The sequence below is a fragment of the Cellulomonas sp. genome (genome assembly GCF_965229465.1).
Taxonomy (GTDB): domain Bacteria; phylum Actinomycetota; class Actinomycetes; order Actinomycetales; family Cellulomonadaceae; genus Cellulomonas.
On record NZ_OZ245882.1, the window covers coordinates 3686491 to 3711140 of the forward strand.

Annotated in this window: 22 protein-coding genes, 1 tRNA gene and 1 pseudogene; 8 read left to right on the forward strand and 16 right to left on the reverse strand. The window is 73.9% G+C overall.

Annotated features, from left to right (window positions below; translation table 11 throughout):
• Positions 1 to 18: 18 nt before the first annotated feature.
• Genes ACO06A_RS17440 through ACO06A_RS17450 form a run of 3 tightly spaced genes read left to right on the forward strand, consistent with a single transcriptional unit; the run spans position 19 to position 3352 of the window.
• Complete coding sequence (locus ACO06A_RS17440) at positions 19 to 1251, forward strand: MFS transporter (protein WP_421736089.1); 1233 nt, start codon at positions 19 to 21, stop codon at positions 1249 to 1251.
• Between the two features lie 27 nt (positions 1252 to 1278).
• Positions 1279 to 2520, forward strand: a complete 1242-nt coding sequence (locus tag ACO06A_RS17445; protein ID WP_421733459.1) for an endo-1,4-beta-xylanase — start codon at positions 1279 to 1281, stop codon at positions 2518 to 2520.
• A gap of 4 nt (positions 2521 to 2524) precedes the next feature.
• Positions 2525 to 3352, forward strand: coding sequence for a TrmH family RNA methyltransferase (locus ACO06A_RS17450; RefSeq protein ID WP_421733460.1), 828 nt, complete (start codon positions 2525 to 2527; stop codon positions 3350 to 3352).
• 195 nt (positions 3353 to 3547) lie between these two features.
• Here the strand turns inward: ACO06A_RS17450 and ACO06A_RS17455 are convergent.
• From ACO06A_RS17455 to ACO06A_RS17480, 6 genes and pseudogenes are all read right to left on the reverse strand, one after another.
• Positions 3548 to 3865, reverse strand: a pseudogene (locus ACO06A_RS17455) (DUF4240 domain-containing protein); the annotation flags it as partial.
• 57 nt (positions 3866 to 3922) lie between these two features.
• Positions 3923 to 4855, reverse strand: coding sequence for an alpha/beta hydrolase (locus ACO06A_RS17460; protein WP_421733461.1), 933 nt, complete (start codon positions 4853 to 4855; stop codon positions 3923 to 3925).
• A 29-nt stretch (positions 4856 to 4884) separates the two neighbouring features.
• Positions 4885 to 6180 (reverse strand): Fic family protein, encoded by a 1296-nt coding sequence (locus tag ACO06A_RS17465; protein WP_421733462.1) that lies wholly within the window; start codon positions 6178 to 6180, stop codon positions 4885 to 4887.
• Between the two features lie 49 nt (positions 6181 to 6229).
• The gene (locus tag ACO06A_RS17470; protein WP_421733463.1) at positions 6230 to 6796 is read right to left on the reverse strand and encodes a YbaK/EbsC family protein; all 567 of its coding nucleotides are present in this window, start codon (positions 6794 to 6796) and stop codon (positions 6230 to 6232) included.
• On the reverse strand, positions 6793 to 7317 hold the full coding sequence (locus tag ACO06A_RS17475) for a YbhB/YbcL family Raf kinase inhibitor-like protein (RefSeq protein WP_421733464.1): 525 nt from the start codon (positions 7315 to 7317) through the stop codon (positions 6793 to 6795). Before ACO06A_RS17475 ends, ACO06A_RS17470 begins: the two co-directional genes overlap by 4 nt.
• A 7-nt stretch (positions 7318 to 7324) precedes the next feature.
• The gene (locus ACO06A_RS17480; protein WP_421733465.1) at positions 7325 to 7993 is read right to left on the reverse strand and encodes a Pr6Pr family membrane protein; all 669 of its coding nucleotides are present in this window, start codon (positions 7991 to 7993) and stop codon (positions 7325 to 7327) included.
• Between the two features lie 202 nt (positions 7994 to 8195).
• On the opposite strand from ACO06A_RS17480, the gene ACO06A_RS17485 reads away from it, so the two are divergent.
• Genes ACO06A_RS17485 through ACO06A_RS17495 form a run of 3 tightly spaced genes read left to right on the forward strand, consistent with a single transcriptional unit; the run spans position 8196 to position 14402 of the window.
• Entirely contained in the window at positions 8196 to 9038 is an 843-nt protein-coding gene (locus ACO06A_RS17485; RefSeq protein WP_421733466.1) for a hypothetical protein, read from the forward strand.
• Positions 9035 to 10831, forward strand: a complete 1797-nt coding sequence (locus ACO06A_RS17490; RefSeq protein WP_421733467.1) for a DNA polymerase Y family protein — start codon at positions 9035 to 9037, stop codon at positions 10829 to 10831. The genes ACO06A_RS17485 and ACO06A_RS17490 overlap by 4 nt, the downstream gene beginning before the upstream one ends.
• Positions 10824 to 14402, forward strand: a complete 3579-nt coding sequence (locus ACO06A_RS17495; protein ID WP_421733468.1) for an error-prone DNA polymerase — start codon at positions 10824 to 10826, stop codon at positions 14400 to 14402. Before ACO06A_RS17490 ends, ACO06A_RS17495 begins: the two co-directional genes overlap by 8 nt.
• A 3-nt stretch (positions 14403 to 14405) precedes the next feature.
• On the opposite strand, the gene ACO06A_RS17500 is transcribed toward ACO06A_RS17495, so the two are convergent.
• On the reverse strand, positions 14406 to 15632 hold the full coding sequence (locus tag ACO06A_RS17500; RefSeq protein WP_421733469.1) for an AI-2E family transporter: 1227 nt from the start codon (positions 15630 to 15632) through the stop codon (positions 14406 to 14408).
• 146 nt (positions 15633 to 15778) lie between these two features.
• Here ACO06A_RS17500 and ACO06A_RS17505 point away from each other — a divergent pair.
• Positions 15779 to 15861 (forward strand) — tRNA-Leu (locus tag ACO06A_RS17505).
• Positions 15862 to 15936: 75 nt separating this feature from the next.
• Here the strand turns inward: ACO06A_RS17505 and ACO06A_RS17510 are convergent.
• From ACO06A_RS17510 to ACO06A_RS17535, 6 genes are all read right to left on the reverse strand, one after another.
• Positions 15937 to 16314: a DUF3592 domain-containing protein gene (locus tag ACO06A_RS17510; RefSeq protein WP_421733470.1), complete on the reverse strand. Its 378-nt coding sequence runs from the start codon at positions 16312 to 16314 to the stop codon at positions 15937 to 15939.
• A gap of 228 nt (positions 16315 to 16542) precedes the next feature.
• Complete coding sequence (locus ACO06A_RS17515; RefSeq protein WP_421733471.1) at positions 16543 to 16740, reverse strand: hypothetical protein; 198 nt, start codon at positions 16738 to 16740, stop codon at positions 16543 to 16545.
• 159 nt (positions 16741 to 16899) lie between these two features.
• The gene (locus tag ACO06A_RS17520) at positions 16900 to 18258 is read right to left on the reverse strand and encodes a uracil-xanthine permease family protein (protein ID WP_421733472.1); all 1359 of its coding nucleotides are present in this window, start codon (positions 18256 to 18258) and stop codon (positions 16900 to 16902) included.
• Positions 18259 to 18371: 113 nt separating this feature from the next.
• Positions 18372 to 19478, reverse strand: coding sequence for a DNA glycosylase AlkZ-like family protein (locus tag ACO06A_RS17525; RefSeq protein ID WP_421733473.1), 1107 nt, complete (start codon positions 19476 to 19478; stop codon positions 18372 to 18374).
• Positions 19468 to 20079: a dihydrofolate reductase family protein gene (locus ACO06A_RS17530; RefSeq protein ID WP_421733474.1), complete on the reverse strand. Its 612-nt coding sequence runs from the start codon at positions 20077 to 20079 to the stop codon at positions 19468 to 19470. The genes ACO06A_RS17525 and ACO06A_RS17530 overlap by 11 nt, the downstream gene beginning before the upstream one ends.
• Before the next feature lie 391 nt (positions 20080 to 20470).
• Entirely contained in the window at positions 20471 to 20914 is a 444-nt protein-coding gene (locus tag ACO06A_RS17535) for a transferase (RefSeq protein ID WP_421733475.1), read from the reverse strand.
• Positions 20915 to 21130: 216 nt separating this feature from the next.
• On the opposite strand from ACO06A_RS17535, the gene ACO06A_RS17540 reads away from it, so the two are divergent.
• A complete protein-coding gene (locus ACO06A_RS17540) occupies positions 21131 to 21553 on the forward strand; it encodes a ChaB family protein (RefSeq protein ID WP_421733476.1) in 423 nt (140 codons plus the stop codon).
• Positions 21554 to 21570: 17 nt separating this feature from the next.
• On the opposite strand, the gene ACO06A_RS17545 is transcribed toward ACO06A_RS17540, so the two are convergent.
• From ACO06A_RS17545 to ACO06A_RS17555, 3 genes are all read right to left on the reverse strand, one after another.
• On the reverse strand, positions 21571 to 22923 hold the full coding sequence (locus ACO06A_RS17545) for a DNA polymerase IV (protein ID WP_421733477.1): 1353 nt from the start codon (positions 22921 to 22923) through the stop codon (positions 21571 to 21573).
• 39 nt (positions 22924 to 22962) lie between these two features.
• The gene (locus tag ACO06A_RS17550) at positions 22963 to 23625 is read right to left on the reverse strand and encodes an alpha/beta fold hydrolase (protein ID WP_421736090.1); all 663 of its coding nucleotides are present in this window, start codon (positions 23623 to 23625) and stop codon (positions 22963 to 22965) included.
• 103 nt (positions 23626 to 23728) lie between these two features.
• A complete protein-coding gene (locus ACO06A_RS17555; protein WP_421733478.1) occupies positions 23729 to 24634 on the reverse strand; it encodes a matrixin family metalloprotease in 906 nt (301 codons plus the stop codon).
• Positions 24635 to 24650 lie beyond the last annotated feature (16 nt).

Genomic DNA, 24650 nt, shown 5'->3' on the forward strand with positions numbered 1-24650 from the left:
TACGCTCGGGCCGTGACCATGCCCGCGCCCCGGACGGGCTTCCCACGCGACCAGCTGACTCTCGCGCTCTACGGACCGTTCGTGGTGTGGGGCTGGCTCCTGTACAGCTTCAACCCGAGCGTGCCGCTGCTCGCGGACGAGCTAGGAATCAGCGACGCTCAGGCGGGACTGCACGGGACGGCGATGGCGACTGGTGGCATCCTCGCCGCGTTCCTCACCCCGAGGCTCGTTCGCAGGTGGGGCCGCCGTGCCGCGGTCGTCATCGCGTGCGTGTGCATCGCGGCCGGGACGACCGGACTGGTCGCGGCACCCGCGCTCGGCTGGAGCCTGGCGGGCATGTTCGTCATGGCGGTCGGCGGGAACATCGCCATCAGCGCCGCGCAGGCTGGGCTCGCCCTGCGGCACGGCAGCAAGGCGTCCGCGGCGCTGACCGAGGGCAACGGCGTCGGCTCGTCGGTCGGCCTGCTCGGCCCGCTGGCGGTCGGTGCGTGCGTCGCCGTCGGGTGGGGCTGGCGTCCTGCGGTCGCGGTCACGGCCGTCCTGGCCGTGGCCACGGCGCTCGTCATCACCAGGATCTCCGTGGGAGGTGCGATGACCCCGCCCGACGTGGTCGACCCGGCCGGCCCGCCCGAGCCGTCTCCGGTCCGCGCCGTCCGGTCGCTGCCTGCGCGCTTCTTCCTGGGCACCCTCGTCGCGGCGATCGCGCTGGAGTTCGCCACCACGTACTGGGCGACCGGCCTGGTGATCGAGCAGACCGGCGCCGGACCGGGCATCGCCGCAGCCACCACCGCGGGCCTGGTGGCCGGCATGTCGCTCATCCGGTTCGTGGTCGGTCCGCTCTCGCTGCGGGTGGCGCCGACGATGCTGCTGGCGGTCGCGTTCCTCGTCGCGATCGGAGGCTGGGCGATCCTGTGGACCGCGACCACACCGACCGTCGCGATCGTGGGCCTGTTCGTCGCCGGGCTCGGGTACGGCGCGCAGTACCCGCTGTCCATCGCGCTCCTGCTGGCCACCGCGCCCGGCCGCGCCGACGCGACGCAGGCGCGCGCGACGCTCGCAGGCGGTGTGGCGATCGGGGTGGCCCCCTTCGCGCTCGGTGCCCTGTCCGACGCCGTCGGGACCCACCAGGCGTTCCTCGTGGTGCCGGTCATCGCGCTCGTCGGCGCGGTCGTGGCGTTCCTGGGCGGCCGGGCTGCTCGCCGGACCCCCCTCGCGTCCGTCGAGATGGAGCCCAGCGTGGCGGATCGATAACGTTTTCGACCGTGGCAGGCTGGGCCCATGCCCACGCTCAGCCACCGGCGCGCCGACGTCGTCGTCACCGTCCTCGACAGCGCCGGCCACCCGCTCGCCGACACCGACGTCGTGGTCGCCCAGGAGCGGCACGCGTTCCTCTTCGGCAACATCGGATTCGACTTCGTCGGGCTGGCCAACGGCGAGGGCGACGCCGCGGAGCCGCCCGCGTTCGGCGGTGCGTCGGTCGGCTCCGCCGCCGCGCTGGCCGACCTCTGGCTCGACGTGTTCAACGCCGCGACGCTGCCGTTCTACTGGGGCGGCTTCGAGCCGGTGCGCGGCCGGCCGGACACGGCGCGGCTGCTCACCGCGGCGCGGTGGTTCGCCGACCGTGGCGTCGCGGTCAAGGGGCACCCGCTCGCGTGGCACACCGTCGGGGCGCCCTGGCTGCTCGACCTGAGCACCGACGAGATCGCCGCGGCCCAGGACGCGCGGATCCGTCGGGAGGTGGGGGACTTCGCCGGGGTGATCGACACCTGGGACGTGATCAACGAGGTGGTGATCATGCCGGTGTTCGACAAGGAACCCAACGGGCTGACCCGGCTGGCCTGGGACCGCGGACGCATCCCCACCATCCGGCTGGCGTTCGACGCCGCGCGCCAGACCAACCCGTCGGCCACCCTGCTGCTGAACGACTTCGACATGTCCACCGCGTACGAGTGCCTCATCGAGGGGGTGCTCGAGGCGGGCATCCAGGTCGACGCGCTCGGGCTCCAGAGCCACATGCACCAGGGCTACTGGGGTGAGGAGAAGACGCTGGCGATCCTCGACCGGTTCGCGCGCTTCGGGCTCCCGCTGCACCTGACCGAGACGACGTTGCTGTCCGGCGAGCTCATGCCCGCGCACATCGACGACCTGAACGACCACCAGGTCCCGTCGTGGCCCTCGACGCCCGACGGGGAGGCGCGGCAGGCGGACGAGATCGAGCGGCACTACCGCACCCTGGTCGGGCACCCGGCGGTGCAGGCGGCGACGTACTGGGGGATCACCGACGAGGGCGCGTGGCTGGGCGCACCCGGCGGGCTGGTGCGGGCCGACGGCACGCCCAAGCCCTCGTACGACGCGCTGCGGCGGCTGGTGAAGGACGAGTGGTGGCTGGCGCCGACGACGCTGCGGACCTCCTCGACGGGACGCGTGCCGGTGAGCGGGTTCCTCGGCGACTACTCCGTCGACGGCATGCCGTTCTCGCTGGAGCGCGACGGGGAGGTCGTCGTCCGGCTGGAAGGATGAGCGGGTGCCCGTCGCCTCCGTCCAGCCCGTCACCGACCCCGCCGACGAGCGCCTCGCCGACTACGTCTCCCTGACCGACGTCGCGCTGCGCTCGCGGCAGGAGCCCGCCAAGGGCCTCTACATCGCCGAGAGCTCCACGGTCCTCGGCCGCGCGCTCGCCGCTGGGCACAGGCCGCGGTCGGTCCTGCTGTCGCCGCGGTGGCTGCCGGACCTGGAGCGGCTGCTGGCGAGCCTGCCGGCCGACGACGCGGTCGTCCCCGTGTACGTGGCCGAGGAGCCCGTGCTCGAGGCGATCACCGGGTTCCACGTCCACCGCGGGGCGCTCGCAGCGATGCACCGGCCGCCGCTCGCGCCCGTCTCGGAGCTGCTGGTCGGCGCGCGTCGGGTCGCGGTGCTCGAGGACATCGTCGACCACACCAACGTCGGCGCGGCCTTCCGGTCCGCCGCCGCGCTCGGCGTGGACGCCGTGCTGGTCACCCCGCGCTGCGCCGACCCGCTCTATCGACGGTCCGTACGAGTCTCGATGGGGACCGTGTTCCAGGTGCCGTGGACGCGGATCGACCCCTGGCCCGAGGGGATCGCCCTGCTGCGCGAGGCCGGGTTCGTCACCGCGGCGCTGGCCCTGTCGGACGACGCGATCACGCTCGACCAGCTGGTGTCCGACCCGCCCGAGCGGCTCGCGCTCGTGCTGGGTGCCGAGGGGCACGGGCTCAAGCCGGTGACCGTCGCCGGGTCGGACCTGGTGGTGCGGATCCCGATGGCGGGCGGGGTGGACTCGCTCAACGTCGCCGCGGCCGCCGCGGTCGCGTTCTGGGCGACCCGGGTGCAGTGAAGCCGCCTCGCCAGGCACATCACTGAGGATTACCGGGTGGCAGCGCGCGGCGCCGCCACCCGCCGAGCTCGTTCGACCCGGTCTCGTAGCTGTAGGGAGCGTCACGGTCCCGGGGAAGGGGCGTTTGGTCGTCGCTTCGTACGCCTCCGGCGCGACCGTCAGCAGCTCTTCCGCCAGCTCCCAGCGACGTCGGAACGCCGAGTGCTCCGCGAGGATCGCCTCGACCGTCGTCCGGCCCTCCGCGACCGCCGCGCAGCGTGCGTAGAGGAAGCCGTCGGCGCTGATGCCGGGAACCCTCGAGAGCCACCACGGTTGGTCGCTCGCCCGCCACCTCTGCGTCGCGATCGAGCGAAGGTCCAGTCGGTGGAGTACCTCGGAGAAGCGGTCGTGGAACGCCAGCACCTCGTCCCCGTCCTCGAGTCGGCGGAGTGCGAGCCACAGGCGGTGCCGGCCGCGGTCGTCGGCGACCCCGCCGAGCTCGTCGATCAGTGCCCAGAACCGCTCCTCTGCCATCACGCGAAGACGGTCCCAGAGTTGGCCGGCTGATGTGGGCAGAACAGCTGACCGCGTTCACGCAGGATCGTCACGCGGGAGCGTGTAGCGCAGGAAGCCCATGGTCCGCGCCCACGTCTCCCGGCGGGCGTGCGCCGTGAGGACCGGGTCGCCGCCGTAGCGGAACGTCACTCCCGGTCCGGAGCCCTGGCTGGTCGCGATGCCGCCGGGCGGGCCGGCGATCAGGTGCCCGACGCTGTCGAGCACGACGTTCGCCCAGGGGAACGGGTGATCGGCCAGGCGGTCGGCCGCGACCTGGTGGTACGCCGGGGAGTCCCACATCTGGTCGTCGCCGGCGGCCACGAGCAGGACGCCGCCGCGGATGCGCTCGACCGGGATGCTCACGCGCTCCAGCGCGTCGGGGTCGGTCGGGAGCGGGGCGAACCCGTCGCGCAGCGCGACCGGGTCGTGGCGCTCGATCGCCTCCTGGAGCTCGGGCGTGACCGCGTACGCCAGGAACGGCAGCGGCTCGCCGTCCAGGGTCCAGGCCGGGCCGGACGACCGCAGGATCCGGTCCAGCCGGCCCACGTCGTAGTCGATGCCGGCGGTGACGACCCCGCTGCCGACGACGCTGACCACCGACCCCACGCGCTCGTCGCGGCTGCCCACCAGCAGCGCCGCCTCGCCGCCACGGGAGCCGCCGAGCAGACCGATCGAACCGGGTGCGAACCCCTGCGTCTCGAGCAGGTCGATCGCCCGGCCGAAGTACTCGAGGGGGACGTCGAGGAGCATCCTCGGGACGCCGGCCGCCCCGAAGTAGGCGAGGGCGAGCGCGGCGAACCCCTCCTCCGCGAGCGCGACGGCATCCCGCTCGTGCATCCCGCCCTCGGACCCGCCGAGGACCACGACCGCGGTCTCGGCACCGGCGGCCGGCTGGACCAGCACGCCCGCGATCCCGTGCGCGCGGCACACCGCCCTGTCCCTGATGACGCGGTGGGTCGTCCGGCTCATGCCGCGCACCCTAGCGCGAGGCACCGACGTCAGCGGTGCTGGCCCCGGTGGCCGCGGGGCAGGCGGCAGGCGCGACCGGCGCGGGGGAGCCAGGCGCCGCACGCCGTCTCCGGGCCCGGTGCGGCCGGTGCGACGGCGACCTCGACGCCGTCGGCCTCGGGCGTGCCCGGCTCCGCGACGAGGTCCAGCAGCCCGGTGGCCACGTAGACCGTGCGCGTGCGGTCCGCCTTCCGGTCCGTGCGCAGCACCCCCGCGCCGGCGAGCGAGTCGAGGGCGTTCCGAGCCGCGACCGTCGTGATCTCGTACCGCGCGGCCACGGACGCCGCGTCGAGCACGGGATGCGTGGGGAGGTCGGCGACCACCCGGTGCGCGACGCCGCGGCGGACGCGCCCGGTCGGCGACCGGTCCCGCAGGTAGGCGTCGAGGGCGTCGGTCTGCCGGCTCTGCCAGTCCGTCACCTGGCCGGAGAGCGCGAGCGCGTCGGCGGCCGCCGCGACGACCGCCTCGGCGACGACCGTCACGATCGCGACGCCCTGGTCCCCGCGGCGGTAGGTGTCCAGGGCGGCGTAGTAGCGCTCGCGGTCGCGGAAGAGGGCGGTGCTGACGGGCAGGGTGATCTGGGGCGCGACGCCGTAGCGGGCCAGGACGGTCCCGATGAGGACCCGGCCGGCGCGGCCGTTGCCGTCGGCGAACGGGTGGATGGTCTCCAGCTGGGCGTGCGCGAGGGCGGCCGCCAGCACGGGGCGGTGCCGGCGGGAGGCCACGTAGGCGTCGAGGTCGTCGAGCAGCCCGGGCACGAGCTCGTGCGGCGGGGCGTTGTAGTGGGCCTCGAGCGGGGTCCGGCCGCCGATCCACACCGGTTCGGTGCGCACGCCGGCATGCCGCGGCGCGATCAGTCGCTGGAGCTCCACGACGTCCCACACGAGGGACACGTCCGGGTCCCGGGCGCGCTCCACCGACTCCCGTACCGCGTGCAGCGTGCGGGCGACCGTGACGGCGGACTCGCGGCCGCGTGCCACGAAGTCTGCGACGGCGACCGCGCGGGCGGTCGGCTCGTACCCCTCTATCAGGGAGGACGCGGCCGCCTCCGAGCGCACGAGCAGGTCGCCGATCTGCCCGAGGCTCGCGTGCGCGGCCAGGTCGGCGGCCTCCCGGGCGCGGCTCTCCGCCTCGTCCAGGAGCCTGGTGACGCCTGCGTCGGGAGGCAGGTCGTGGTCGAGCAGCGAGTCGGGGACGAACGCCTGGTAGCTGCCCGAGCGGGTGAACCGGCGCGGGACGCCGTCGGTGGCGCGCGGCGTCCACTGCCGCGTGACGTAGCTGCCCATGCCCACCTCCCCGCTCGTAAACTTGCCTCCGATGCTACTCGAAGAAAGTTTATGCGAGCGCGAGGCCCTCGACGACGCCCACGCCGGGCGCCCGCGCGAGCAGCGCCCCGGGGAGCGCGAGCTTCGACCGGCGCACCCCGCTGCCGATGATCACCGTCGGCCCGGAGTCGGGGTCGTCCACGGCGACGAGACCGTCCACCAGCACCCGGTAGCGGGCGGGGAGCCCGAGCGGGGTGATGCCGCCGTACTCCATGCCCGACTCCTCGACGGCGCGGTCCATGGGCAGGAAGGACGCCTTGCGGACGTCGAGCAGCCGCTTGACCGTGGAGTTCACGTCCGCACGGGTGGTCGCCCGGACGACGGCCGCGGCCACCCGCTCCTCGCCCTCGCGCCGGCCCGCGACGAGCACGCAGTTGGCCGACGCCGCGGGCGGCAGCCGGTAGGCCTCGGTCAGCGCGGCGGTGTCCGCCAGGTCCGGGTCGATCTCCGTGACCAGCACCGCGTCGGCGACGGTCGGGTCGGTCGCGGCCCAGGCGGTGATCGCGCTCAGCGTCGAGGGCGCGAGCAGGTCCGGGCGGTCGAGCGCGCGCACCCAGGTCAGTGTGCCGAGGGTCACCGCTGGTAGGTCCCGACGAGGACCGCGCGCGCGAGCGTGTGGAAGGTGACCGCGGTGTTCGCGGCGCCCGGCATCGCGTCCGGGCCGAGCCCGAGGGACGGCACGTCGAGGGCGTGCACGACGAAGAAGTAGCGGTGCACCTGGTCCCCGGGCGGGGGAGCGGCGCCGACGTAGCGGGCCTCGCCGTCGTCGCCGCGCAGGGCGAACGCCCCGGCGGGCAGGTCCGCACCGGCGGCCAGCGACGTGGTGGTGGCGGGGACGTCGACGACGGTCCAGTGCCACCAGCCGGCCGGGCCGGGCGCGTCCGGGTCGAAGCAGCTGATCAGGAACGACCGCGTGGCCTCGGGGAAGCCTTCCCAGGACAGCTGAGGCGAGACGTTGCTGCCGGCGTCGGTGTTCGTGTGGACGTCCGGGAGGCGCTCGCCGGGGCCGACGTCGTCGCTGGTCAGCGTGAAGTCGGGGACGGCCGGGAGCAGCGAGTACGGGTCGGGGGCGACGGGACGGGTGAGGTTCACGGACATGGCGACATCATTCCGCGGGGACCAGCGACGCGCGCGGGGTCGGCTCGGGCTCGCGTCGGCCGATGATCGCCCGCGCGGGCAGGAGCCGGTCCAGGCCCACCAGGACGAGGCCGAGCAGGAAGAACCCGACGCCGTAGATGAGCACGTTGAGCACCAGCCCGCCGTACCCGAGCTCCGAGACGTCGACGAAGCCGTACGGGTAGTCGCTGGTCGGGCTCAGCAGGCCCCGGACCGTGCTGAACGAGCAGTACGCCACCGGGTAGAGCAGCCAGTACGCGGCGGTGCGGATGCGCAGGCGGCGGTGCGGGACCAGGAGCAGGAAGTGCACGAACGTCGCGATCGGTGTCAGGCGGTGCACCAGCTGGTCGTGGGTGAGCCCGAGGGCGATGACCTCCTCGCCCGGAGGGGCCGGGTCGAGGATCAGGTAGGAGACGAGCCCGGTGATGAGCAGGAAGAGCGTCACCGCGCCGAACAGCCACGGCGGCGGCTCGGCCCGCCGGGCGAGCACGGCGACGCCGCCCCAGAGCATCACCACGGCGAGCATCAGGTTCGACTGGTTGGTGAAGTAGACGTAGTCCTCGAGGTCGAACGTGACGCCGGTGCTCGGCGCCCAGAACAGTGCGAGGAACGTGACCGCCGCCAGCGCGAGGCGGTAGATCCCGACGACGACTCCCATGACGTGCCCTCCGTGCTGGTGGTGTCCCACGCCGGCGACGCTGCCGGGCGACGAGAACCTAGCCGAGACCTGTGACGTCACCCGGTCGGCTCGCCGCGGATTGACAGTGCCGGGAGTGTCAGCGTGTACTGAGATCTTCGAACAGATGTTCGATGAAGGTCTCGAGAGCACCCTCTCATCGGCCGATCGAGGGGAGCTCCGCATGTCCGTCGGCACCATGTCGCGCGAGGACCGCGTCATGCTCGCGCGGGCCGCCCTGGCGCGCGCCGAGCAGCGGACCGGGGCGCGCAGCGTCCTGCCGCTCGGGGGTCTCGCGGCTTCTGGCGAGCGGGCTTCCGCGGCAGATGCAGCCTCCCGCGAGGAGAGACCGGCGACGCCTGTGGTCGCCCTGGTGCCCGACCTGCCGGCCATCCCCGTCGAGCAGCCGACCACCGGCATCATCACCAGCGAACGCCCCCCGATGGCGGTCCCGCCGCCGCTGGCCCCGATCCTGCCCGAGGGGCTGCGGCGCGGCGGCACCACCGTGGTCACGGGGTCGACGTCGCTGGTGCTGGCCATGCTCGCCCACGCGTGCGCCGGCGGGGCGTGGGCGGCCGTGGTCGGACAGCCGACCATCGGGCTGCTGGCCGCGTCCCAGGCAGGGGTGTCGCTCGACCGGCTGGCCGTGATCCCGCACCCGGGCCTCGAGGCGCCGACCGTCGTGTCCGCGCTGCTCGACGGCGTCGACGTGGTGGTGGTCGGGCCGGGGGCAGCCCTGACGGACGCCGAGCGCAGGAAGCTGTCCGCCCGTGCCCGGGACCGTGGGTCGGTGCTGCTGTCGACCACCGACTGGCCGGGCGCCGGCGTGGTGCTCACGGTCGAGTCGGGCCGGTGGACGGGGGTCGACGCCGGTGAGGGGCGGCTGCGCACGCACGAGCTCCGGCTGGTCCGCACCGGCCGGGGCAGCGCCGCCGTGCCGCGTGCGCTCGACCTGACCCTGCCGATCGGTTCCACCGTCGCGCCGCAGGTCGAGGCCCCGGCACCGGGACTGAGGCTCGTCGGATGAGCACGCGCACGACCGTCCTCTGGGTCCCGGACTGGCCGGTGGTGGCCGCGGCGACGTCCGAGCAGGTGCCGCCGCACGTGCCCTCCGCGGTGCACGACGGGCGGCAGCTCACCGCCGTGTCGGCGCTCGCGCGGGCGGAGGGGGTGCGCCGGGGGATGCGGCGTCGCCAGGCGCAGGGCGTCTGCCCCGAGCTGGTGCTGCTGCCCGCGGACGACGCGCGCGACGTGCGGCTGTTCGAGCCGGTCGCGGCGGCTGCGGAGACCGTGGTGGCGGGCATCGAGGTGGTCCGCGCCGGGATGCTGCTGCTGCCCGCGGGCGGCGCCAGCCGGTACCACGGGTCGGAGGAGGCCCTCGCGGAGCTGCTCATCGACGCGGTCGCGGCCGGGTCGGGGCACGAGTGCGCGGTGGGCACGGCCGACGGGCTGCTCGCGGCGGTGCTGGCCACCCGGACCGGCGCGGTGGTGCCCGCGGGGGCGTCGGCGGCGTACCTGGCCCCGCGCGCGATGAGCGAGCTGGTGCACGCGGCGGTCACCGACGAGGCGGCCTCCGCGGTCGCCCAGCTGGTGGACCTGCTGCACCGCCTGGGGCTCCGGCAGCTCGGTCAGCTCGCCGCCCTGCCGCCCACCGACGTGCACGCCCGCTTCGGGCGGCTGGGCACGTGGGCGCAGACGCTCGCGCGCGGCGACGACGAGCGTCCGCCGGCCCGGCGCCGCCCGGAGGCCGACCTCGAGGTAGCCACCGACCTCGACCCGCCGCTCGACCGGGTCGACTCGGCGACGTTCGCCGGCCGCCGTCTGGCCGAGGAGCTGCACGCCCTGCTGATGCAGCACTCGGTGACGTGCGGGCGCCTGCAGATCGCGGCACGCACCGACGAGGGCGTCGACCTGGTGCGCACCTGGCGGACCGACCTGGGCGGCTGGGGCGGCCTGACCCCCGCACGGATCACGGACCGCATCCGGTGGCAGCTGGAGGGCTGGCTGGCGTCGAGCGCGATCGAGACCGCGCGGAGCCGCGCAGCCGACGACCCCGCCGCCCGCGCGCGGTCGAGGACAGCGCGGGACGCCGTCGCGTCCGGGAGGGACCCCTGGGCGCACGACGACCTGCCGACGAACCCGTGGCCTGACGACGAGTCCCGCGCGGTCACCCTGGTCCACCTCGCGATCACCGCCCTGGACGTCGCCCCCGCGGGTGCCGAGCAGGGTCGGCTGTGGGGCGGCCCGTCGGGCGGGGACCTGCGCGCGCACCGGGCGCTCGACCGGGTGCAGGGGATCGTCGGGGGGTCGGGGATCCTCGTCGCGACGTTGCAGGGTGGGCGGGACGTGCGCGACCAGGTGCACCTGCAGCCGTGGGGTGAGCAGACCGAGCCGGCGCGGCCCGTGGACCGGCCCTGGCCCGGGCGGCTGCCGGACCCCGCTCCGGCGAGCGTGCTGGACCCGCCAGAGCGGGTCGACGTGCGGGACGCCACCGGGGTGCCGGTGGTGCTGGACGTGCGCAGCGGGATGAGCGGTGAGCCGGCGTGGGTGCGGTGGCTGCCGCCGGAGCCCGACGAGGCGTCGACGGAACGCGTGGGGCGGCGTCGTGGCGCCGCGTGGGACCTGGCCGTCCCCGCCGCCGACGAAGCACGCGCCGTGGCCGGGTGGGCCGGGCCCTGGCTGCTCAGCGAGCGGTGGTGGGTGGCGGCCGACGACCGCCCCGGCCTGCGCGCGCACCTCCAGGTGACGTTCGACGACGGTCGTGCGGTGCTCCTGGCCTGCGCGGCGACCGGCTGGACGTGCGAGGCGACGTATGACTGAGCGATCCGCGCACTTCCCCCCGCGGTACGCCGAGCTGCACGCGCACTCCGCCTTCAGCTTCCTCGACGGCGCCAGCCAGCCGGAGGAGCTCGCCGCGGAGGCGTCGCGGCTCGGGCTGGGCGCGCTCGGGCTCACCGACCACGACGGGCTGTACGGCGTGGTGCGGTTCGCGCAGGCGGCCAAGGCGGTCGGGCTGCCCACGGTGTTCGGGGCGGAGCTGCACCTGCCCGCGCCGGACGGGCGTCGGCACCCCCGGGAGGCCGCCCGCGTCACACCCGGTCCGCCCGTGCTCGACCTGCCGACGGGCATCCCCGACCCGCGCGCGTCCCACCTGCTGGTGCTCGCGCGCGGCCCCGACGGGTACCGCGCCCTGTCCCGGGCGATCGCGGAGGCGCACCTGCGCACGGGCAAGAAGGGTGCCGCGGACTACCGGCTCGACGAGCTCGCGGCGACCGCCGCCGGGCAGTGGCTCGTGCTCACCGGGTGCCGCAAGGGGTCTGTCCGGCGCGCGCTCGCGGGCGGGGACCCGTCCGGGGTCACCGGCGTGACCGCGGCCGGGGTCGAGGCGGCCCGGACCGAGCTGGACCGGCTCGTCGCCCTGTTCGGCCGGGACAACGTGGCGGTCGAGGTCACCGCGGTCGGCGACCCCTACGACGCCGACCGTGCCGACGCCCTCGCGCACCTCGCGGCCGACGCCGGCCTCCCGCTCGTCGCCACGGGGAACGTGCACTACGCCACCCCGCGCGACGCCGACCTGGCCGCCGCGCTCGCCGCCGTCCGGGCGCGCTCCTCGCTGGAGGACCTGGACGGCTGGCTGCCCGGCGGCCCGATGGCACACCTGCGGTCGGCAACCGAGATGCTCGTGCTGCACCGCCGGCACCCCTCGGCCGTGGTGACCGCGGCGGACCTGGCCGACGAGTGCGCGTTCGACCTGTCGCTCGTCGCGCCCCAGCTCCCGCCCTACCCGGTGCCGCCCGGCCACACGGAGGCCACGTGGCTGCGCGAGCTGGTACGTCGGGGTGCTCTCGAGCTGTACGGGCCGCCGGAGTCGGAGCGGGTGCCCGGTGCGTACGCGCAGCTGGCGCACGAGCTGACCGTCATCGAGGACCTCGGCTTCCCCGGGTACTTCCTGGTGGTCTACGACCTGGTCGACTTCTGCCGCCGCAACGGGATCCTGGCGCAGGGCCGCGGCTCGGCCGCCAACTCGGCGGTCTGCTACGCCCTGCGGGTCACGGCCGTGGACGCGGTGCGGCACGGGCTGCTGTTCGAGCGGTTCCTGGCGCCCGAGCGGGACGGGCCGCCGGACATCGACGTGGACATCGAGTCCGCGCGGCGTGAGGAGGTCATCCAGTACGTCTACGAGAAGCACGGCCGGTCGCACGCCGCGCAGGTGGCCAACGTCATCTCCTACCGGCCGCGGTCGGCCGTCCGGGACGCGGCGCGGGCGCTCGGGTACGACGCGGGGCAGCAGGACGCGTGGGCGTCGTCGATCGAGCGGTGGGGGAGCCTGCGGTCGGACGCGCCTCCGCCTGCGCCCGAGAAGCCGTCGTCGTCGGGACGGCCAGCGCGCCCGCACGTGGACCACGTCGGTCCCGTGCCCACCACGGCCCGCGAGGTGCGTCGGCGCACGCAGGCGTCGATGTGGGGGAACACGTGGGAGCCGCCGTCGGTGGTGCGCGCCCCGAAGGGCGTCGACACGCCGGGCATGGCCACCGCCGACGGGCACGACGTCGTCCCGGCGATCCGGCCCCCGTCGGCCAGCGACCTCGACGAGATCCCCGAGCACGTCATCGACCTGGCCGACCGGTTCCTGCGCCTGCCGCGGCACCTCGGCATCCACTCGGGTGGCATGGTCATGTGCGACCGGCCGGTGATCGAGGTGTGCCCGGTGGAGTGGGCGCGGATGCCGGGGCGCACGGTGCTCCAGTGGGACAAGGAGGACTGCGCCGACGCGGGGCTGGTGAAGTTCGACCTGCTCGGCCTCGGCATGCTCACCGCCCTGCGCATCGGGTTCACGTCCGTGCGCGACCACGAGGGCGAGGAGCTGGACCTGCACGGGCTGCCCGCGGAGGACCCGCGCGTGTACGACCTGCTCAGCGCCGCGGACACGGTCGGGGTGTTCCAGGTGGAGTCACGTGCGCAGATGGGCACGCTGCCCCGCCTCCAGCCGCGCACGTTCTACGACATCGTCATCGAGGTCGCCCTGATCCGCCCGGGTCCCATCCAGGGCGGCTCCGTGCACCCGTACATCGAGCGCGCGCACGGCCGCCAACCGGTCACGTACCTGCACCCGCTGCTGGAGAAGTCGCTGGCCAAGACCAAGGGTGTGCCGCTGTTCCAGGAGCAGCTCATGCAGATGGCCATCGACGTCGCCGACTTCACCCCGGCGGAGGCCGACCAGCTGCGCCGGGCGATGGGCTCCAAGCGGTCGACGGAGCGGATGGAGGCGATGCGGGGGCGGCTGATGTCCGGCATGGCGAAGCACGGGATCGACGCGGAGACCGGCACACAGATCTTCGACAAGCTCAAGGCGTTCGCCGACTTCGGCTTCCCCGAGTCGCACGCGTACTCGTTCGCGTTCCTGGTCTACGCCAGCGCGTGGCTGAAGGTGTACCACCCGGCGGCGTTCTACGCGGGGCTGCTGGCGGCGCAGCCGATGGGCTTCTACTCGCCGCAGAGCCTGGCCGCCGACGCGCGCCGGCACGGCCTAGAGGTGCTGCGCCCGGACGTGCAGGCCTCCGACGTGCAGGCGTGCGTCGAGCGCCTCGGTCCGACGCCGGCCGACGGTGAGCCGCGGCTGGTGCCGACACCCAGCGGGACCGGACCGGTCACCGCGCCGGGGGTGCGCACGGGCAACGGCGCCCGGTCGCTCGCGGTCCGGCTGGGGCTGGCATCGGTGCGGTCGGTGGGGGAGGACGTCGCGCAGCGGGTGGTCGACGAGCGCCGCGCGCACGGCCCGTTCGCGGACCTGCGGCAGCTGGTGCGGCGGGTGCAGCTGTCGACCGCGCAGCTCGAGGCGCTCGCCACGGCCGGGGCGCTCGACAGTCTGGGAGTCACGCGGCGGGAGGCGCTGTGGGCGGCAGGCGCGCTCGCGCAGGAGGGACCGGACACGCTGCCGGGGGTCTCGGTGGGGGTGAGCGCCCCCATGCTGCCCGGGCTCAGCGACGTCGAGATCGCCACGGCGGACGTGTGGGCCACGGGGGTGTCCGTCGACTCCTACCCGACGCAGTTCGTGCGCGACGGGCTCGATGCGGCAGGCGTCCTGCGGGTCGAGCAGGCGTACACGCACGAGATCGGCCGGCGGGTGGCCGTCGCCGGCGTCGTCACCCACCGACAGCGACCGGGGACGGCCGGTGGGATCACGTTCCTGTCCCTCGAGGACGAGACCGGGCTGCTCAACGTCATCTGCTCGGCGGGGTTGTGGCAGAAGTTCCGCAAGGTCGCCCGCACGTCGCGCGCGATGGTGGTCCGCGGGCGGCTGGAACGGTCGGACGGGGCGACCAACCTGGTGGCCGAGCACCTGGCTGCGATGTCGTTGAAGGTCAGGTCGGCGTCGCGCGACTTCCGCTGAGGCTCAGGGCTGCTTGACGGCCTCGTCGTCGTCGATCTCCTCGACCGAGTCGACCGGTTCGACGTCGTCGTCGGCCTCGTCCTCCTCCATCGGAGGGTCCAGCGTCCGCAGCCGGGAGAAGATCGCCCAGCACACCGCCACGAGCGGCACCGAGATGACCGCACCGAGGATGCCGGCGGTCAGGGTTCCCGCGGTCACGGCGAGCGCGATGACGACCGGGTGGATCGACACCTGCTTGCCCATCACGATCGGCTGGAGGATGTGCCCCTCGAACTGGCCGATCAGGGCGATGCCGATACCGACGATCGCGGCCGAGAGCAGGCCGTTCGCGGCGAGCGCCACGATCATCGCGATGACCATCGCCAGCGGCGCGCCGATCAGCGGGATGAACGCACCGATGAACACCAGCACGGCCAGCGGCGCCGACAGCGGCACGCGCAGGATGCTCAGCAGGATGAACGCGAGGGCGCCGTCCGTCACCGCGATGATCACGGTGCCGCGCGTGTACCCGGAGAACGTGTACCAGCCGGCGCCACCGGCCGTCTTCCAGCTGTCGCGCACGCGGGACGGCAGCTGGTTGAGGAACCACGTCCACATCTCGCGGCCCCGCGCCAGGAAGAACACCGTGCAGAAGATCGCGAGGGCCAGGGCCGTGAACACCTCGACCACCGAGCCGGCACCCGCGGCCGCCTGGCCGGCCAGGTCCCCGGCGTGCTCCTGCACCCACTGCTGCCCGGTGCTGATCCACTCGGCGATCTGGTCGTTCGTGATGGTGAACGGCAGGTTCCCGTTCTCCAGGAAGTCGGTGATCTGGCCGATGCCGTCGCTGAACTGCTTGGTCAGGTCGGTCCACTGGTTCGCGATCGAGTAGCCGACGTACGTCAGCAGCCCGAGGAAGAACACGATGCCGCCGAGGATGCCCAGGGCTGTGGCGAGCCCGCGGGGGATCCACCGGGCGAGGAAGTCGACGACCGGCCGCAGGACCGCGGTGAACACGAATGCGAGGAACACGGCGATGAACAGCAGCTGCACCTTGGACGTGGCGAAGAAGATGAGCGCCACCATCGCGATGACCACGAGCAGCCGCCACGAGACACCGGCCGCGCCGCGCAACCAGCGAGGGGCGGTGTGCTCCGTTCCGTAGGCGCTCGGGTTGCGGCGCGCGCCGGCAACCTTCCTCGCCGTGGGGCTGGCAGGAGCCCGTCCCGTCGAGGTGCTCGTGTCGGTCATCGGGCTCCCTGCTTCGCGGCCGAGGGGTTGCTGTCTCGGCGTCTGCCGCAAGTCTGCCCCGGGGGGCCGATGCGTGCTCGCCCGCCGCGCCGTGCTATCTTTTTTGCCGCACCTGAGGGCGCCTCCGGGTGCCCTGCGGTCCACCTGTCCGGGTGGCGGAATGGCAGACGCGCTAGCTTGAGGTGCTAGTGCCCTAACGGGCGTGAGGGTTCAAGTCCCTTTCCGGACACTCGTTGAGACAGCGACGACTGACCCCTGACCTGCAGTGATGCGGATCGGGGGTTTTGTCGTTGGGCAGGCCTGATCAGGTTCCGGGCCGTGCGGCCCTCGACAGCCGTACTCCTGGACGAACGTGCGCGGCGTAGGACCACACCGTCAGCGCCGTGCCGAGCCCGAGGAACGGCAGGAAGGTCGCCCGATCCCTCTCGTCGAGCGGGATGCGAGCGTCCGCCGGGTCGTCCAGGTCGTAGATCACCGTCACCGTCGCTCCCACCGGCGTCTCGGTCCTCGAGGGTGATCCGCCGTAGGAGACGCGGTACGTCCGGCCGTCGACGACGAAGCTGGCCGTGGGGAGGTAGTAGTCGTGCCATCCGCTGCGGCCGTGCTGCTGGGTGTGGCCGGTGCTGACGACCGTCCCCTGCGTGACGGACTGTCCGGGTCCCGGCTCGTCACCACGGACCATCGGACCGAGGTTGCCGACCAGGCAACCGACTGTGAAGAGCACTCCGACCGCCATGCCGAGCGCGCCCGCCACGATCGACGCGCGAGGGTCCGTTCGTCGGTCCCGCCGCCTCGGCGCGCGGCGGGCAGGCGGAAGGGCGGCGTGCACGAGAGGCGACATCGGCAGGACCGGCCGGTGACTTGATGCGTGTCCGAGCCTGGCGTCAAGGAGACCGGCGGCGAGGACAGCTCAGCGGCGCGCGGCGCGACCGTCCCACCGTGCGGCGAGCGCGTACAGCCCGGCAGCGACGAGCATGAAGCCGCCGAGCCGCACGACGGTGCCTGGCCACGTGACCCAGAGGGGCTCCCGCGAGGCCACGAGCACGACCAGGAGTGCGAAGGCGACGGCAGGCGCCACCCAGAGTGCGACCACGCGCGGCTTCGTCATCGTCGACCCCGTCCCGCTCAGGTCCGGCGACGGTGCCGGCCCCACGTCGGCCACGGTGCCGACGTCACGACAGGATGCGGCACCGCGTGATTTACGTCACGTCGGTCTTGCGATCCGGACGCGACAGCCGCTGAGGCAGTGCTGCCGCCGTGGGCGTCCCTACCGGCCCACCGGGTCGCCCGCAGGGACCGACGCCGGGGACGCAGGCTCCTGGCTGGTGCCGCGCCAGTCGGCCAGCACGCGCATCAGGTGGTAGATGATCAGCGCGGCTGCGGTGCCCAGCGCGATGCCGCCGAAGACGAGCTCGGCCGGCGCCCAGGTGAAGTTGGCGATTCCGATGACCAGCGCGACGGCGGCCGTCGTGAGGTTCTTCGGGTCGGAGAAGTCGACCCGGTTCTGCACCCAGATCCGGGCGCCGAGGATGCCGATCATCCCGTAGAGGACCGTCGTCGCGCCGCCGAGCACCCCGGCGGGGATCGAGGCGACCACCGCACCGAACTTCGGCGACAGGGAGAGCACCAGCGCCGTCGCCGCGGCCACCCAGTACGCGGCCGTGGAGTAGACCTTGGTAGCAGCCATGACGCCGATGTTCTCGGCGTAGGTGGTGGTGCCCGAGCCGCCGCCGAGTCCGGCCAGGGTGGTGGCTATGCCGTCGGAGAACAGGGCGCGCCCGGCCAGCGGGTCCATGTCGTGACCGGTCATCGCGGCGACGGACTTCACGTGGCCGATGTTCTCCGCCACCAGGACCAGCACGACGGGGACGAACAGCCCGAGCACGGCGATGTCGAACGTGGGGGCGAGGAACTGGGGGAACCCGACCCAGTCGGCGGCGCGCACACCGGAGAAGTCGACCTCGCCGCGCAGGTTGGCGACCGCGTAGCCGACGAGGACGCCGACCAGGATCGACAGGCGCCCGAGGATTCCGCGGAACAGCACGGTGCTCAGGATGATCGCGAGCAGCGTGGCCAGCGCGGTGATCGGTGCCGCGCGGAAGCCGTTGTTGCACGTCTCGACGATCTCCCCGTCGACGACGCTCTGCGAGCACGTCCCCCAGGCGACCGGTGCGAGGTTCAGTCCGATGAGCGCGACGATCGTGCCCGTGACGACGGGCGGCATCAGCGTGTCGATCCACCCGGAGCCGGCCACGTGCACCACGGCGCCGATCGCGGCGAGCAGCACGCCGACCACGACGATGCCGCCCAGCGCGACGGACTGCCCGCCGGTGGCGGTCGCTGCGGCGATGGGCGCGATGAACGCGAACGAGGAACCCAGGTAGCTCGGCAGCTTGTTGCGCGTGATGAGCAGGAACACCACGGTGCCGACGGCGGAGAAGAACAGGGTCGTCGCCGGGGAGAAGCCGGTGAGCAGCGGGACCAGGAACGTGGCGCCGAACATCGCCACGACGTGCTGCATGCCGATGCCGATGGTCCGTGGCCAGCTCAGGCGCTCGTCGGGAGCGACGACCTCTCCGACGGGGACCGTCCGTCCGTCACCGTGCAGACGCCATCCGATGCTCATGGGCAGTCCCTACTCGTCGAAGTCGATGGGCAGTGGTCGCCCCCGCGCACCTGTGCGGCACGCGGACGCTAGCAACGTGGCCTGCGGTTGCGCCAGCAGCGCGGTCCGCCGGCTCAGCGCGCGTCGGCGACCAGGCGCAGCGGCCTGTCGAGGATCGTCGCCAGCCGCTCGACCTCGCGCTCGACGGCCGCATGCGCAGGTGCGTCGTCGAACCACACCACGCGGACCTCGTCGTCGGACTGCGACCACGTCCCGCGCACGACACCCCCGACCACCGCGAGGTTCGCACCGCGGCTGATCGCAGCGCGCTCGGCGGCCGGCACGACGTGCGGGTCGGCGGTGCCCGGCCCGAGCACCCACTGGTCGTACCGCGGCAGCAGGCGGACGGTGGTCGATGGGCGAGCCGCGGTCAGCTCCTCGACGTCCTCCCGCAGGACGAGTGCCGGTTCGCCCTCCACCTCGACGGTGGCGAGCTGCTCCCCGAGGCCGGCGATCCAGGTCCGGAGATGTCCGCGCCGGACGCCGAGCCCCTCGCCGAGCCAGTACTGGAGGTGCGCCGGAGTCGTCGGCCCGTACGCCCGGACGTAGGACTCGACCGCACGGGGTCCGGCGACGTCGACCTCCACGAGCCCGCTCCAGCGGGGGTTGTCGTCCAGCCGCTGGAGCGTCGCCTGGCCGTCGCGCGACGGACCGAAGCACAGGTCGCCCTGCCACGCGAGCGCCTTGAGCAGCGTCCACGGGTTGTCGGCGAAGACGTTCTGGAGGTGGCGGAACGCCGGCAGGGCGGTGAGCGTGTCCCCGAGGGCGGTGGGCGTCAGCGGGCCGTCGGCCAGGGCGTCTCGTGCGGCCCGCCGGAACGCCGGCCAGTCGGACGGGGCGAGCCCGTAGTAGGTCTGCCAGCTGGGCAGCTCCCACATCCGGCTGGACGCACGCAGCGCGAGATAGACGCCGGCGTCCTCGGGCGTCGCCAGGTGGACGGCGCCGCGGAACGCGAACGTGCGGAGGAGCTCGCCCTCGGCGATCGCCCGCGTCATCTCGCCCGGCCGCGACCGGAGCCTGCGGGCGTTGATCGCCTGCTCCGTCGTGGCGTCGTTCTGCGCGGGGACGGCGCCCAGCGTCCGCACCACGTCGGCGACCGACACGTCGGCGACCGGGTCCAGCAGCTGTCGCCGCATCCGCCAGGCGAGCGCCTGCGGCCACGTCAGCGGCTCAGGCGGCACCGGGCACCTTGTCGGTGACGTCCTCGTAGCCCTGGGTTCCCGGCAGCTGGCTCGGCGCATAGACGAGCCGGACGACTCCCGTGGGGAAGACGTCCGAGCGCAGCAGCCGCAGGGGGTAGATGGGCTCGCCGTCGTCGAACAGCCGCTCACCCGTGCGCGCTGCGACCGGGTGCACGAGCAGGCGCAGCTCGTCGAGGAGACCGGCGGCGAGCAGCTGGCGGACCACCGAGATCGACCCGGCGACCAGGACCTTCCCGATGCCCGGGTCCGCCTTCAGCGCCGTGACGGCGGCGACGACGTCAGGTGCCGCCTCGGCGTTGCGCCAGCCCAGCTCCTGCGCACCGCGTGTTGCCACCACCTTGCGGACGTCACCGAGCTGCGCGGCGAACGTGGCGTCCTGGCCGCCGGCTGTCTCCCGCTCCGGCCAGGCGCCGGCGAAGCTGTCGTACGTGACGCGCCCGAGCAGCAGCACGTCCACGTCCTCGTAGTCCTCGCCGACCGCGGCGCCCATGTTCTCGTCGAAGTAGGGAAAGTGCCACGCCGGGTCGATCTCGGCGATGCCGTCGAGCGAGATGAACAGGGTCGAGACGATCGTCGCCATGGTGCGTCCTCCTGGGCCGTCAGCGGCCGCCCACGCGACCGCCCGACACGATCAGACCGCACACCACCCACATCCGCACAGACCCTCAGCCCACCGGGATCGGGGCGAGGAACGCCCGGATGTCCCCGGCGAGCTCCTGCGGGCGCTCCATCGCGGGGAAGTGACCGCCCCGGGGATGCTCCGCCCAGAAGGCGAGACGCCCATCGGGATCGAGGATGCGGCGTATCAGCGGCTCCCCTCACCGAACGCCACCATGCGTCGGCGGACGCCAGGTAGGTCCGTCACTGATGTCGACCGTGTGCCAGACGACGTCGACGTAGCGGGAGGCAGAGGTTCGCTCGTCGTAGACGAAGCTCATGCCCGCCCAGCGTAGACCGGGCCTGACGGGTGGCTACGCGGCGGTGCCGAAGTCCGAGCGCGGCGACCGGCGTGCCGGCCCGAGAACGACAGCGCCGTGCGGGACCACGGTGTCGGTGCTCACGCGGGCCCGGGTGGCGACGATCGCGGCCTCGCCGATGCGGGCGCCGGCGTTGATCTGCGCCCCGTCGGCGATCCGGGACCCGGCGCCGAGGTGCACGTTCCGGCCGATGTGCACGCGCGCGCCGATCATCACGTCCGAGTCGATCCAGCTGCTCGCACCGATGTGGGTGCCGTCGCCCACGACCGCCCCGGCCTCGACGTACGCGGACTCGTGCACGGTCGCGCCCACGTGGACGCGCGCGGTGACCTCGACCAGCCCGCCGCCGTTCGGGTGCCGTACGTACGCGGCGACCCTGCCGTGCGCGCTCTCCACCTCGACGTGACCGGGCTTGCGTTCCGTCCTGCTGCCTGACACGTCTGCTCTCCTGGTCGTCGCGACGACTCGGGCTCCGTCGCCCGAGGTCCCCCGAGGGCGCGGGCGTCTGGCGCCGGGCCGGCAGGGACACAACAATCGTCCGAGGTGGCGCGGCCACGGACCAGTGACCAACGGCCCACCGCGGCGCAGGGACCGGTGGCGTCCCGGTGACCCGCGGGCCACGATCATCTGGACGTCAGACGTGAGGGGTGTGTCATGCCCAAGACGACACGGTCCGGGGACGCGAGACGCAGCGAGTTGCCGAGCACGCTGCAACGCTCGGACGCCAAGGCGCAGCGCACGTTCGCGCAGGCGTACGACGCGGCGATGGACCAGTACGACGGTGACGAGGAGCGTGCGCACCGCGTCGCGTTCGCCGCGCTCAAGCACACCCACGAGAAGGTGGGCGACAGCTGGCGGCCCAAGGCGGAGGCCGGACCCTCGGACCGGCGCGCCGAGGAGGGGTACGGGTCGCGCGCGCCGACGGCGGGCGGCGTGGACGCGAACGCGACCAAGGCGCACCTGTACGACGTCGCCACGGAGCTCGGGATCGCGGGGCGCTCGCGGATGAGCAAGGACGAGCTGGTCGAGGCCATCGACAAGGAGAACGACCGGCGCAGCCGCCAGGCGCTGGGGTGACCGAGCGCAGCCGTGGCTCAGGTGACCCGGTCGGGGGTGAGCGGCGGCACCAGGAGCAGCGGATCGGTGTCGAGGTCGACCACCTGTGATCGCGCCGGGGGCGTGTCCACGCTCTCGAACCGCACGGTCGCCTGCCGCCCGCGGACGTGCACCACCCAGCCGCGACCGAGCACGGGGTGCTCGACGTCCAGGCCCGGACGGGCGTTCTCCTGCGTGAGCGGGCCGAGGTTCGTCGGGGCCTCGGACGGTTCCTCCTCGAGCATCGGCGGGGGCTCCTCGTCGCCCCACGGCAAGGTCAGCTGCGCGTGCGCGGACAGGTTGTGGAACGACACCCCGAGCAGCCGCACGGAGTCGCTGATGCCTGCGGCGCGAGCGGCCTGGTGCGCCGCGGCCCGCAGCTCGGCGGGCTCGGCGGACGGCTGGGGGAGCGTGACCGAGCGGGTCAGCGTGGTGAAGTCGGCGAACCGCACCTTGGCGACCACGGTCCGCGCGCCGCCGCCGTGGGCGGTCAGCCGACGCAGAGCCTCGTCGGCCACGCGGTCGATCGCCGCGGCGATCAGGTCCGCCCCGAAGATGTCCTCCGCGAACGTGCGCTCCGCACCGACCGACTTGCGCTCGCCTCCCGGGGCCACCGGTCGTAGGTCGATGCCGCGGGCCAGCCGGAACAGGTTGACCCCCGACGACTCCCCGACGGTCATGGTCAGGACGTCGAGCTCCTGCCGGCGCAGGTCGGCGACCGTGCGGACGTCGAGCCGCTCGAGCGCCGCGGCCGTCGCGGGGCCGATTCCGGGCACCGCCCGCACGGGCAGCGGGAGCAGGAAGTCGTCCTCGTCGGCCGGCTCGACCACCAGCAGCCCGTCCGGCTTGCCGGCGTCGGACGCGAGCTTGGCGATCAGCTTGGTCCGGCCGATGCCGATCGAGACCGCGAGGCCCGTGCGCTCGCGGATCTGGGCCCGGACGTCGGCGGCCGCGGCGGCGGGGTCGTCGGCGAACGGGCCCGCCTCCAGGTCCACGAACGCCTCGTCGATGCTCAGCGGCTCGACGAGCTCGGACAACGTGCCCAGCGTGGCCATGATGATCCGCGAGTACGCCGAGTACGCCTCGAAGCGGGGGAACAGCACCGCGGCGGCCGGGCTCAGCCGGCGTGCCCGGCTCATCGACATCGCGGAGCGTGCCCCCGACCGACGCGCCTCGTAGGACGCCGTGGAGACCACCCCGCGCGGTCCGGTGCCGCCGACCAGCACCGGGCGACCCCGGAGCGACGGCTTGTCGCGTTGCTCGACCGCCGCGAAGAACGAGTCCGCGTCGGCGTGCAGCACGGTCGCGCGGGTGCGCAGCCGGGAGGCGTCGGCGAGCTGCGCGGGGTCCACACCCCTACTCTGCCTGCCGCGACCGGGAGGGCCGCGCGCTCAGGCGATCGCGAGTCCGCCGCGGTTGCGCAGCTCGTGCAGCGCGTCGAGCAGGATGCGGTTGAACGCGACAGGGGCGTGCGAGTTCACGTCGTGACCGGCGCCCGGGACGATCGTGAGCCGGGTGCCCGGACGCGCGTCGAGATAGCGGCGTTCGTCGAGGCGCAGCGGGTCGCGGCGACCGTTGACCAGCCACACGGGTACGGCAGTGCGACGCAGGTCCGCCAGCGGCGAGTAGCCCGCGAGCTCCGTGAGCATGTCGGTGACCACGTTCCAGTCCGGGCCGCCCAGCCGCAGCGCCCGCGTGACCATCCCGGACGCACGCCGGTACGCACCCAGCGGCTTGCCCTTGATCTCGGTCGAGCAGCCCGCGAGGACCACGCCGGCGATCCGGTCCCCGTGGTGGCGCGCGTACGCCAGGCTGGTGTACCCACCCAGCGAGAGGCCCACCAGCAACGGGGGCTCCGTGCACGAGTCGACGGCTGCGCCGATGGCAGCGACAGCGCCGTCGAGGCTGAACCGCTCGCTCGACCGCAGGCCGTGGCCGGGCAGGTCGAGGGCGACGGTGGGGTGCCCGGAGCGCTCGAGGGCATCCACCTGGCGGCGCCAGATCGCCGACGACGTGCGGGTGCCGTGCACCAGGACGATGGGTCGACGGTGGATGAGGCGCTCCTCGAGGGCGACGGTGGGGTGGTCCGCGGTGAGCGTACCTGCGGGGCCTGGGAGTTCGCCGGGAGAGCCTGCGCGTCCGGTGTGAAGGGTTGGGTCAGACGTCGGGCGCGCACTCGCCTGCGCCCAGGGCGGCCAGACCGGTGAGGTCACCGCCCGCGAACCCGGCCACCAGGGCCTGCGTGCTCGGGTACATCAGCTGGGTGGGGTCGTCGACGTGGTCGAGCCCCACCAGGTGACCGAGCTCGTGGGTCACGATGCCGAGGGCGGTGGGCTGGGTGCTCGGTGAGGCGACGAGCGGCGAGATGTCCTCGGCGTCGAGCGTGACCGACCCGCTGACGTAGACCGTCCGGCCCGCACGCGTCACGGTGGCCGAGCCGGCGATCCCCGCGACGTCGCCGACGAGCTCAGGGGACTCGGTGGACGTCGACCAGGCGATCAGGACGGGCGCCCAGCGGCGGCCGTAGACGCTCGGTTGGTAGGCCTCGCGGTCGACGCTCGGCGCCTCCTGCGTCTCGCCGTCGTCGACGAACTGGAGGCCGGTCGCCGCCGACACGCTGGCGATCGCGCGCCGGACCAGCTCGTCGCCGCCCAGCGGGGCGCCGTCCGGTCGCACGACGTAGTGGATCGGTCGGCACGGGCTGTAGGCGACGGGTCCGCTGCCGTCGGGCTGCATCCCGGTGAACGCGAACGCGCCCGGTCCCGGCTGGACCACCGGGGGAACTCCCAGCGGGAGCGCCGACTCCTCGAGCCCTCCCGGCGGGCCGAGCGCGGACGACGACGCCATCCACCAACGGCCCCCGAGCACCAGCGCTCCGACCGCGAGCGCGACGACGAGGAGGAAGCCCACGCGCGGTCCGCGGCGGACGGCCACCGGTGGACCCAGGAACCGGACGGCCGGTTCGTCGCCGGCGGCACGGGGGCGTGGCAGCACGACCGGGAAGGGGGCGTCGCCGCGCGCGCCGACCCAGGGGTTGAGCCCCTGGGGCTCGCCAGCAGTCACGCCGTGCCCTCCCCGT